The sequence below is a fragment of the Kitasatospora sp. NPDC094028 genome, assembly GCF_049543595.1.
Lineage (GTDB): Bacteria > Actinomycetota > Actinomycetes > Streptomycetales > Streptomycetaceae > Kitasatospora.
In genome coordinates this window covers 61,447-68,637 of sequence record NZ_JBMVFA010000042.1, presented here as the reverse complement: position 1 = coordinate 68,637, position 7,191 = coordinate 61,447, and the positions used below count along the sequence as shown (strand labels likewise).

The 7,191-nt window shown below is 75.1% G+C and carries 8 protein-coding genes and 1 pseudogene; 7 read left to right on the top strand and 2 right to left on the bottom strand.

Annotation, left to right across the window (positions count from 1 at the left end; all coding sequences use genetic code 11):
• Window positions 1-546 (top strand): annotated as a pseudogene (locus tag ACPC54_RS37195) (DEAD/DEAH box helicase); the annotation flags it as partial.
• A 36-nt stretch (window positions 547-582) separates the two neighbouring features.
• The gene (locus ACPC54_RS37190; RefSeq protein WP_498971298.1) at window positions 583-1,527 is read left to right on the top strand and encodes a tetratricopeptide repeat protein; all 945 of its coding nucleotides are present in this window, start codon (window positions 583-585) and stop codon (window positions 1,525-1,527) included.
• A 125-nt stretch (window positions 1,528-1,652) separates the two neighbouring features.
• Here ACPC54_RS37190 and ACPC54_RS37185 read toward each other — a convergent pair whose 3' ends face one another.
• Window positions 1,653-3,023 (bottom strand): DUF1015 family protein, encoded by a 1,371-nt coding sequence (locus ACPC54_RS37185; RefSeq protein WP_498971288.1) that lies wholly within the window; start codon window positions 3,021-3,023, stop codon window positions 1,653-1,655.
• A gap of 92 nt (window positions 3,024-3,115) precedes the next feature.
• Between ACPC54_RS37185 and ACPC54_RS37180 the strand changes: the two genes are divergently transcribed.
• On the top strand, window positions 3,116-3,661 hold the full coding sequence (locus tag ACPC54_RS37180; protein WP_498971285.1) for a tetratricopeptide repeat protein: 546 nt from the start codon (window positions 3,116-3,118) through the stop codon (window positions 3,659-3,661).
• 56 nt (window positions 3,662-3,717) lie between these two features.
• Window positions 3,718-4,755: an HAD-IIA family hydrolase gene (locus ACPC54_RS37175; protein ID WP_498971283.1), complete on the top strand. Its 1,038-nt coding sequence runs from the start codon at window positions 3,718-3,720 to the stop codon at window positions 4,753-4,755.
• Window positions 4,756-4,776: 21 nt separating this feature from the next.
• Here the strand turns inward: ACPC54_RS37175 and ACPC54_RS37170 are convergent, their stop codons facing one another.
• Window positions 4,777-5,124, bottom strand: coding sequence for a sterol-binding protein (locus ACPC54_RS37170; protein ID WP_498971281.1), 348 nt, complete (start codon window positions 5,122-5,124; stop codon window positions 4,777-4,779).
• Window positions 5,125-5,290: 166 nt separating this feature from the next.
• Here ACPC54_RS37170 and ACPC54_RS37165 point away from each other — a divergent pair, with 166 nt between their 5' ends.
• Genes ACPC54_RS37165 through ACPC54_RS37155 form a run of 3 tightly spaced genes read left to right on the top strand, consistent with a single transcriptional unit; the run spans window position 5,291 to window position 7,169 of the window.
• Window positions 5,291-6,115, top strand: a complete 825-nt coding sequence (locus tag ACPC54_RS37165; RefSeq protein ID WP_498971279.1) for a hypothetical protein — start codon at window positions 5,291-5,293, stop codon at window positions 6,113-6,115.
• Entirely contained in the window at window positions 6,105-6,326 is a 222-nt protein-coding gene (locus ACPC54_RS37160; RefSeq protein ID WP_498971277.1) for a hypothetical protein, read from the top strand. Before ACPC54_RS37165 ends, ACPC54_RS37160 begins: the two co-directional genes overlap by 11 nt.
• A 36-nt stretch (window positions 6,327-6,362) precedes the next feature.
• Window positions 6,363-7,169, top strand: coding sequence for a TlyA family RNA methyltransferase (locus tag ACPC54_RS37155; protein ID WP_498971296.1), 807 nt, complete (start codon window positions 6,363-6,365; stop codon window positions 7,167-7,169).
• Window positions 7,170-7,191: the final 22 nt, after the last annotated feature.

Sequence of the window (7,191 nt, the reverse complement as noted above, 5' to 3'; positions counted from 1 at the left end):
GACCGTCCGCAGGGTGGTGGCTTCCGCCGGGACGATCGTCCGTCCGGTGGTGGCTTCAACCGTGACCGTGACGACCGTGGTGGCTTCCGTCGCGACGATCGTCCGCAGGGTGGCGGTTTCAACCGTGACCGTGACGACCGTGGTGGCTTCCGTCGCGACGATCGTCCGCAGGGTGGCGGTTTCCGCGACGACCGCCCCTCGGGTGGCTTCCGTCGTGACGACCGTGACGACCGTCCGCGTCGTGACGACCGTCCGTTCCGCGACCGTGACGACCGTCCGCAGGGCGGTGGCTTCCGCCGGGACGACCGTCCGTCCGGTGGTGGCTTCAACCGCGACCGTGACGACCGTGGCGGCTTCCGCCGCGACGACCGCCCCTCCGGTGGCGGTTTCCGCCGCGACGACCGCCCCTCCGGTGGCGGCTACCGCCGCGACGACCGTCCGCAGGGCGGTGGCTACCGTCGCGACGACCGGCAGGGCGGTGGCTTCCGCCGGGACGACCGCCGCGACGACCGTCGTGACGACCGCGGCGGCTACCGCCGGGACCAGGACGACCGCCGGGGCAACTACGAGCCCGTCAAGCGCCTGCCGATCCCGGAGGACGTCACCGGCTTCGAGCTGGACGAGGACGTGCGTCAGGAGCTCAAGAGCCTGCCCAAGACGCTCGCCGACGACGTCGCCCGCAACCTGGTGATGGTCGCCCGCCTGCTCGACGGCGAGCCGGAGGAGGCCTACCAGTACTCGCGCGTCGCGCTCCGCCTGGCCTCCCGCGTGGCCGCGGTCCGCGAGGCGGCCGGTTTCGCCTCGTACATGACGCAGCGTTACTCCGAGGCGCTGACCGAGTTCCGCGCCGCCCGCCGGATGACCGGCCGTGCCGACCTGTGGCCCGTGATGGCCGACTGCGAGCGCGGCCTGGGCCGCCCGGAGCGGGCGCTGGCGATGGCCGGCGAGCCCGAGGTGAAGCAGCTGGACAAGGCCGGCCAGGTCGAGATGCGCCTGGTCGCCGCGGGTGCCCGCAGCGACATGGAGCAGTTCGACGCCGCCGTCGTGACCCTGCAGAGCCCGGAGCTGGCGTCCAGCACCGTGCACGCGTGGACGGCGCGCCTGCGCTACGCCTACGCCGAGGCGCTGATCGCGGCCGGTCGGGCCGACGAGGCCCGCGACTGGTTCGCCAAGGCGGCCGAGGCCGACACCGAGGGCACCACCAACGCCTCGCAGCGGCTGGCCGAGATCGACGGCGTGGAGTTCACCGACGCGCTCGACCCCGAGCTGGCCGAGGACGAGGCCGAGCAGGACGAGGCCCCGGCGAAGAAGCGCGGCGGTGACGTCTCCGACGACCGCGTGATCTTCGAGGACGAGGAGGACGTCGAGGAGTACTACGACGAGGACGACCTGGAGATCGACGACGAGTTCGACGGCGTGGTCCCCGAGCGCGCCCAGGACGCCAAGGCCGAGGCCGACAAGGCCGTCAAGGCCGAGGGCGCCGAGTCCGGCGAGGTCAAGGCCGACGAGGCCAAGTCCGAGGCCTGATCGTCCGCGTAGCAGGACGTGGTTCGCCGCAGTACGCCGTGAGGCCCTGCCGCTCCCCGGAGTTTCCGGAGCGGTAGGGCCTCACGGCGTCCGGGGCGGGCCCGGCGGGGATCCCCGAGGGGCGATCAGCCCAGTTCGAGGTTGCGCAGCACCAGCCCGGTGGCCGGCTTCGGCCCGAAGGAGGTGGACTTGCGCGGCATGGTGACGCCCTGTTCGGCGAGCCTGCGCACGACGCTCTCCCGCACGGGGTGCAGCAGGACGGCGGTGCCGCCGGTCCGGGCGGCCTCGCGTTCGGCGGCGACGGCGGTGTGCAGGTAGCCGATGTCGTCGGGGCCGTCCGGGACGTTCCAGGTGTGGTCGAGCAGGGTGGCGTGCAGGACGGTGGCGTCCAGGTGGCGCCACTCCTCGGGCCGGTCGTGCGGCACGGTGTCGTCGAGCAGGCTCTCCTCGGGCTCGCTGAGCAGCCAGAAGACGCCGTCCCCGCCGGTGAGGACGAAGCCGTTGCCGCCGTGCCGCTTCTGTTCGGCGAGGGCCTGGAGGGCGGCGGTCAGCGGGCCGGGGACCTCCTTGACCTTCCACTGGTCGCCGAGCCGTCCCAGCGCCTCGGCGATCGGCAGCCGGTAGAGCACCCGGTGGATGGCGCGGACCCGCAGCGGGTAGCGGGCGGTGTCGACGAGCAGCACCAGGCCGCGGTCCCACGGGCTGCGCGGCAGGTGGCGGTGCTCGCGCTGGAGGCGCAGGTACATCGCCCAGCGGTGGTGGCCGTCCGCGATGAGCGCCCGGCAGGTGGCCAGGTCGCGGCGGATCTCGGCGAGGTCGGAGGGGTCGGTGACGGCCCAGAGCCGGTGGTGGGTGCCGTCGCTGGTGGCGGTGGCCAGCAGCGGCTCGTCCTGGACCGTCCGCTCCAGGACGCCGGAGGCGCCGCCGTTGCCGCGGTAGGTGAGCAGCAGCGGTTCGAGGTTGGCCCGGGTGGTGCGCATCAGGCCGACCCGGTCGGCGACCGGGCGCGGCATGACGTCCTCATGGGGGAGGACGACGCCGACCTCGGGCCCGCTGACCGCGAGCGCGCCGATCAGCCCGCGCTGGAGCAGTTCGGGTGCGTCGGCGGTGGCCGGCACCCGCTGCTCGTAGACGTAGAGGGCCGGCTCGGGGTCGGCGGCGAGGACGCCCTCGCGCTGCCAGGCGGCGAGCAGCCGGGCGGCGTGCCGGTACCGGGTGTCGCGGTCGGGGCGGTCCCCGGCGTCCTCGGGCTCGGGTCTGGGGAGGATCAGCCGGACGATGTTGTGCGGGTCGGCGGTCTCCAGGTCGAGGCGGCGCCCGGGGTCGACCACGTCGTACGGCGGGGACGTCACGGCCGCGAGCGTGCCGACCCGGTCGGGGTCGTAGCGGAGGCCGCGGAAGGGGTACAGGGACAGGCCTGCGGTGGCGACGTGCCCGGGATCGCCGGGGCCGCCCTCGGGAGTCTCGACTCCGTCATCTGCACTGGGTGTGCTCATTCTGGGCATCGTAATCGGGTACGCGTTGTTGAGAGATCGGAATGTCCGCCCGGATTCGGCCGGGGGGCGTGCGACCGAGGGCGAGGTACGGCGTGGACGACGGTCGGGAGCGGGCGGGCGGCGGGCCTGAGGAGACGGTCGGCGGGGTGCCGGCGCAGAGCCGCGCCGGGGAGCCGGCCGGTGACGTGTACGAGTGGTTCCGCCGCGGCGGGAAGCTGCTGGCGCAGGGCAACCCGGCGGCCGCCGAGCAGCTGCTGGCCCGGGCGGCGGCGGCCGAGCCGCACTCGCGCAGCATCCGGGAGACGCTGGCGCGCGCCCAGTTCGACGCCGGCTCGTACGCGGCGGCGCTGGAGAACTTCCGGGCCGTGGCGCTGGCCGATCCCTCGGACGACTACGCTCAGTTCGGGTGGGGCGTGGCGGCGGCCCGGCTGGGCGACTTCGAGACGTCCGTCGAGCACCTGGCGCTGGCCGTGGCGATGCGGCCGGACACGGACCACTACCGCTCGGCGCTGCGGCAGTCCCGGGCCACCCTGGCGGCCCGCGCCGGGGCGTACGGCCCGCTGCTGCCGGGGGCGCCCGGGTACCTGGAGCCCCCGGAGGGCTCCGGCCGGGCCGGGGCGGGCGACGAGGCGCCGTGACCGGCCGCCGGTGAACGACGCAGAGTGAACGACGCAACGAACGAGGTAGCGAAGGCATGACCGAGACGGCCACCCCCGTGCGACGCACCGCCCCCGGCGGCAGCGCCGCCCCGCTGACCGAGGTGTACGACACGGCGCTGCTGGACCTGGACGGCGTGGTCTACGCGGGCGCGCACGCGATCGAGCACGCCGTGCCGTCGCTGGACGCGGCCCGGTCGGCCGGGATGCGCCTCGCGTACGTGACCAACAACGCCTCGCGGCCGCCCCGGGTGGTGGCCGAGCACCTGACCGAGCTGGGCGTGCCGGCCGAGCCGGCCGACGTGATCAACTCGGCGCAGGCGGCCGCCCGGGTGGTCGCCGAGAAGGTGCCGGCCGGTGCGAAGGTGCTGGTCGTGGGCGGCCCCGGGCTGGTGGAGGCGCTGGCCGAGCACGGCCTGGTGGCCGTCCGCTCGCTGGCCGAGGAGCCGCTGGCGGTGGTCCAGGGCTTCGATCCCTCGGTGGGCTGGGCGCACCTGGCCGAGGCCTCGTACGCGGTGCAGAGCGGGCTGCCGTGGGTGGCGTCGAACACCGACATGACCGTCCCGCGGTCGGAGGGCATCGCGCCCGGCAACGGGACGCTGGTCGCGGCGGTGCGGGCGGCCACCGGGGTGGAGCCGGAGGTGGCGGGCAAGCCGCTGCCGCCGATGCACCGGGAAACGATTCTGCGGACCGGCGCGCAGCGGCCGCTGGTGGTCGGTGACCGCCTGGACACCGACATCGAGGGCGCGTTCAACGGGGGCGTGGACAGCCTGCTGGTGTTCACCGGGGTGACCACCCCGGCCCAGCTGCTGGCGGCGCCGGCCGAGCACCGGCCCACCTACCTGGCGGCGGACCTGCGCGGCCTGCTGGTCGCGCACCCCGGGGTGACGGCGGCGGGCGGCGGCTTCGTCTGCGGCGGCTGGACGGCCGTGGCCGAGGGCGGCACGCTGCGGCTGGCCGGTGCCGGGGACCGCTGGGACGGCCTGCGGGCCCTGTGCGCGGCGGCCTGGACGGCGCTGGACGCGGACGGTTCGCCGGTGGACGGCGGCAAGGCGCTGGCCGAGCTGGGGTTCTGAGGCCGACCGCCGGGGGCGGTCTCAGAGCAGGGCGCGCAGCCGCAGCAGGTCGCGGAAGCCGGCCTCCAGCCGGACCCGCCCGCTCGCCCAGGCGGAGGCGAAGCTGAGCTCGCCGCCGACCAGGGCGAGCAGGTCGTCGCCGGCCATGGTGAGCCGGATCTCGGCCTTCTCGGCGGGGGCGCCGGGCGCGGAGGCGACGTCGTGGATGCTGCCGTCGCGCAGCCGGCCGGTGAAGGTCAGGTCGAGGTCGGTGATCCAGCAGCTGAGCGAGCGGTCGAGGGCGGCGGCCTTGCGGACGTCCCCGGTGGACTTCGCCATGTTCCGGCTGAGCTGTTCCAGCGCCTCGCGGCATTCCTCGGCGTCGGCCATGGCGGTGTGTCCATCCCCGGTGGTGGCGGTCCTGACTGCGGGGTCACGGTACCGCAGGCCGTCATTGGCGGTAGCGTCGTCAGTGGAACAGCCCGGAACGGCCCGGAACGGCCCGGGTACCGATGGGCGACGGAGCGATGCGCGCAGGCGCTGAGGAGGCACCCGGATGCTGCCGAGGACGGTGCGGGGAGCGGTGGCGGTGGCCGCCGTGGTGGTGGAGGAGGTCGGCAAGCGGGTCGTGGAGACGGCGGCCGCGGTCCTGGAGAAGACCGGGGTCGACGTCGCCGAGGTCGAGCGCCGTCTGGGCGGGCAGTTCCCGCCGTCCGCCGAGAAGCTGCAGGCACTGGCCGGGGAGGCGTTCACGGCCGGGCGGGCCGGGGTGGACCTGGCGGTCGGGGTCGCGCGCGGCGAGGTCGAGAAGGTCTTCGAGAAGGTCGGCGACCAGGTGACCAAGGTGGGCGTGGTGCTGGCCTACCTGGAGAGCAAGCTGAGCGAGCTCGAAGGGGAGCAGCCCGCCGCGGCCGAACCCGAGCCGGATCTGAACCCGTACGCGGTCGAGGTGACGGAGGACGAGCCCGCGCCGGCGCCCCGGGCGGACGACCTGTTCGGGCGCGGCTGGGAGCGCGACGCGGACGAGTGGGCGGAGGAGCAGGCGCCGGCGGAGCCGATAGCGGCCGAGCGGGTGGAGGTGGACGAGCCGGTCGAGTTCGACCCGCCCGTGACGCCCGTGGCTCCCGTCGCCCCGGTGAAGCGCGCGGCGGCGGCCCGCAAGGCGGCTGCGGAGCAGCCCGCCGCCGAGCAGCTCGCCGCGAAGAAGGCCACGGCGAAGAAGGCCGCCGCGAAGAAGGCGACGGCGAAGCGGACCACGGTGAAGAACGCCGCCGCCGCCCAGCCCGAGGCGCCCGTCAAGCGCGCGGCGAGCAGGGCGACGAAGAAGACCACCGTCCGCAAGGCCACCAGCCGGAAGCAGCCCGATGCCCGTGACGAGTGAGCCCGCCGTGGCCGCCGGGGAGGCCGCCGGGCCCGGCCGTCAGGTCGGGCCGCTCGGCGTCGAGCTGACCCCGACCTGCCACCCCGTGGTGGACGCCGGGCTGGCCCGGCTGGAGGCACTGGACGGGGTGCCGGCCGAGGCACACGTCGCGGTGTACGAAGATGTTCACCAGCGGCTCGCCGACACGCTGGCCGCGCTCGACCAGGAATGATCCGCAGGACTCGTAGGAGCTGAAACACCAGTGGCAGTGGCACGACGCCGACTCGACGCGGAGCTGGTCCGCCGCAAGCTGGCCCGGTCGCGGGAGCACGCGTCCGAGCTGATCGCGGCCGGCCGGGTGACGGTCGGCGGCACCACCGCGACCAAGCCGGCCACCCAGGTGGAGACCTCGGCGGCCGTCGTGGTGGCCAAGGACGACAACGACCCCGACTACGTCTCGCGCGGCGGCCACAAGCTGGCCGGGGCGTTCGCGGCCTTCGTGCCGCAGGGCCTGGTGGTCGAGGGCCGCCGGGCGCTGGACGCGGGCGCCTCCACCGGGGGCTTCACCGACGTGCTGCTGCGCGCCGGCGCGGCCCACGTGCTGGCGGTGGACGTCGGCTACGGGCAGCTCGCCTGGTCGCTGCAGAGCGACGAGCGGGTGACGGTGATGGACCGCACCAACGTCCGCGAGCTGACCCCGGAGCTGATCGGCGGCACCCGCGTCGACCTGGTGGTCGGCGACCTGTCCTTCATCTCGCTCGGCCTGGTGCTGCCCGCGCTCGCCGCCTGCGCGGCCGAGGACGCGGACCTGGTGATGATGGTCAAGCCGCAGTTCGAGATCGGCAAGGAACGCCTGGGCAGCGGCGGCGTGGTGCGCAGCCCGCAGCTGCGCGCCGAGATGGTGCGCCAGGTCGCCGGGCAGGCGTGGGAGCTGGGGCTGGGCGTGCGGGCCGTCACCGCGAGCCCCCTGCCCGGCCCGTCCGGGAACGTCGAGTACTTCCTCTGGCTGCGCCGGGACGCCCCGCAGCTGGATCCGGCGGAGGCGGACCGGGCCGTGGCGGAGGGGCCTCGGTAGGCTCCTCAGCGGGCGTCCGGTC

Excerpts from the sequence above, each read along its gene's own strand:
- ACPC54_RS37175 (WP_498971283.1), top strand. The coding sequence starts at position 3,718 with ATGACCGAGACGGCCACCCCCGTGCGACGCACCGCCCCCGGCGGCAGC.
- ACPC54_RS37165 (WP_498971279.1), top strand. The coding sequence starts at position 5,291 with ATGCTGCCGAGGACGGTGCGGGGAGCGGTGGCGGTGGCCGCCGTGGTG.
- ACPC54_RS37185 (WP_498971288.1), bottom strand. The coding sequence starts at position 3,023 with ATGAGCACACCCAGTGCAGATGACGGAGTCGAGACTCCCGAGGGCGGC.
- ACPC54_RS37170 (WP_498971281.1), bottom strand. The coding sequence starts at position 5,124 with ATGGCCGACGCCGAGGAATGCCGCGAGGCGCTGGAACAGCTCAGCCGG.